Source organism: Allocoprococcus similis (genome assembly GCF_054660775.1).
The window spans coordinates 1-2,339 of sequence record NZ_BAAHSG010000075.1 but is presented as its reverse complement, the minus strand read 5'-3'; the positions used below and the strand labels follow the sequence as shown (position 1 = coordinate 2,339).

Genomic DNA, 2,339 nt, shown 5'->3' with positions numbered 1-2,339 from the left:
TCCCATTCTTCATAACCACCAAAGTTGGAATACTCATAATACCAAATTTACTTGCCAGTTCTGGCTGCTCATCCACATTGATCTTTCCAACTTTGATATCAGGGCGTTCACTTGCTATCTCCTCTATGATAGGAGCCACCATACGACAAGGAGCACACCAAGGAGCCCAAAAGTCTAAAAGAACGGTTTTCTCGGAATCCATTATTTCATTCTGAAAATTATTTTTATTGATATTAATAGCAGACATTTTACAGTCCTCCTTGTTTTTTCTTTTGTGGCTTTATTATAATCTGAAATTCATTTGTTTTCTGTGATATCATCACATTATTATCATGATTAATTTTTAACTAATTTATTTTTTCATCTTATGATCTGATGGCAGTCTCACTTCTCCGGTCCTTTTCTTCATAATCGAGTTCTGTGTCTCCATCTGTGTTGGAATATAATCGCTTTCCTGCAGAAATGCACCTGCCGCCTCAGCATATGATTCATATCCAGCTGCTTTCATCCTCTTCAACATTTTTGCCAAAGCACTGTTCTTGTCTCTACTCACCTGACGTGTGCTGATGCCCAGTTCCTCTGCTGTTTCTTTAACCTGTTTTCCCATGATAAAATAATCGCTCACGATTTTCTTTTCTTTCTCTGTCAGATCGCTGAAGAGTTCTTTAAAGAAGATCTCAGTTGTAATATCCGATGCAATGTCACGTCCACTATCTGCGATAAAGTCTGTCGCACAACCGTTTTCTGATTCTAATCCACAAAATAATACTGTATTATTTCTCTGATGCTGCTGATCAAACATATAATGTTCCTTATTATAAAAAATATTAAGAACTTCCAGCTCTTCTGCTGTAATATTAGCGTATTTCACCTTCTGATATCTGTCGTAAAATGTGTATTTTCTTTCTTCCATGATTGTTTCTCCGATTTGTCGTTTTTGTTGATTTGATTTGTGACAAATCGAAAATCATGGATATCTGGCATAATGCCTGCCTCTTCCCTGCATCTTGATATGCTCTTCCTTTCCGGCATCTACCTGTTAAAAAGGAAGCTTTTTCAAATCTGCAACCTGTTTTTGGGTATAAAAAAAGGCCATGCCCTTCCGGGCACAGCCTGACGCCTTAAAATTTGAGAAAAGAAAAACCTCCGCAAACATTACGTCTGCGAAGGTCTATTTCTCTCAGCATATCAATTCTAACATGCACGTATTTTCATTGTAATACCATTCACATGCCAGTTTACTGTCAGTTCACTGCCACTTTACTTCCACTTTTCTTCCAGTTTATTTCCTCCATCTTATTCTGTATCTTTTCCGGACGTGTAAATGCCCAGAGCATTGTTGCATACAAACGGATTGCTTTCTTACGGTTTCGATAATAAGTAGTGCTTGGCATATCATCCAGCATCAGCATCACATCTTCATTGGTATTTCCTGCTTCAAAATATCTATATTTCAAAAGCCGATAATACAGCTGTCCATTTTTTGGATAATCCCTCAAAGCTATCAGGGAATCTCTCATGATTTCCAGCAAACAGAGATTCATATCATTATTCAGAAGCTTTTCCTGGATTCTGCGTTTCTCTGCAGTCGCATCGAAATCTACCAGATCATATAACATTTCCTTCAGATGCTTCCCTTCCTCTGCATACATTTCATAATCTATATCCACAAGGTTCTTCTCAATACGGAACATTACTTTAGTATACTGACTCAGCAATAATTCCGTATTCTTATAAGCATCCTCTGCCACTTCTTCCATATTGATAAACATATCCTGTATTCTCTGCATAATTGTCCTCCTTCCCGACCGCTTCCGCAGCCAGACCAATCATTGTATTGTTTGTTCCATTCACAGTCTGTCACTGTCCTAACATCTCTTCATGCAGATTCCGCAGAAATATCCGCTGTGGGATAGCTTCTATTTCTAGCTGATCGGCAACTGTATGATCTATTGAAAGCAATCGGTTCTCACGGGAAAGGATGTATCCCCGACTGCTGATGTTCTCATCGAATATCTATCTCTCCAAAGGGGGCCCTGATTCAGGGCTCCCTTTTAGGACGCCGTTATTTACGTTCCATAAACCATTTATAATTTTCTTCATAAGTCAGATGACAGATTTTTCCACCCACCTGACAGGTATAACGATATCCGGTTCCGCCAGCTTTTCGGCTGGCACAACGCTCCGGTTTTGAAACCTTATCAATCGCATACTTACGTCCATCTTCCCAGACAAACGCTGTAGGGATCAATTCTCCTTCCCGGCTGAATACTGCCAGGACATCTACATACACTTTAGCTGTCATTACAAAACACCTGCTCTCTCCTGTTATGAAGTGA

General features: G+C 39.4%; 4 protein-coding genes. All 4 read right to left on the bottom strand.

Annotated elements, in window-relative coordinates; translation table 11 throughout:
• Positions 1-247 (bottom strand): thioredoxin (trxA, locus tag ACYQ5K_RS17535; protein ID WP_459778172.1); only part of this gene is annotated, 247 nt, incomplete at its 3' end.
• A 105-nt stretch (positions 248-352) separates the two neighbouring features.
• A complete protein-coding gene (locus tag ACYQ5K_RS17530; RefSeq protein ID WP_026650124.1) occupies positions 353-913 on the bottom strand; it encodes a sigma factor-like helix-turn-helix DNA-binding protein in 561 nt (186 codons plus the stop codon).
• Positions 914-1,244: 331 nt separating this feature from the next.
• Positions 1,245-1,790 (bottom strand): hypothetical protein, encoded by a 546-nt coding sequence (locus tag ACYQ5K_RS17525; protein WP_026650125.1) that lies wholly within the window; start codon positions 1,788-1,790, stop codon positions 1,245-1,247.
• A 275-nt stretch (positions 1,791-2,065) separates the two neighbouring features.
• On the bottom strand, positions 2,066-2,339 hold a 274-nt coding region (locus tag ACYQ5K_RS17520; RefSeq protein ID WP_459778170.1), incomplete at its 5' end, for a hypothetical protein.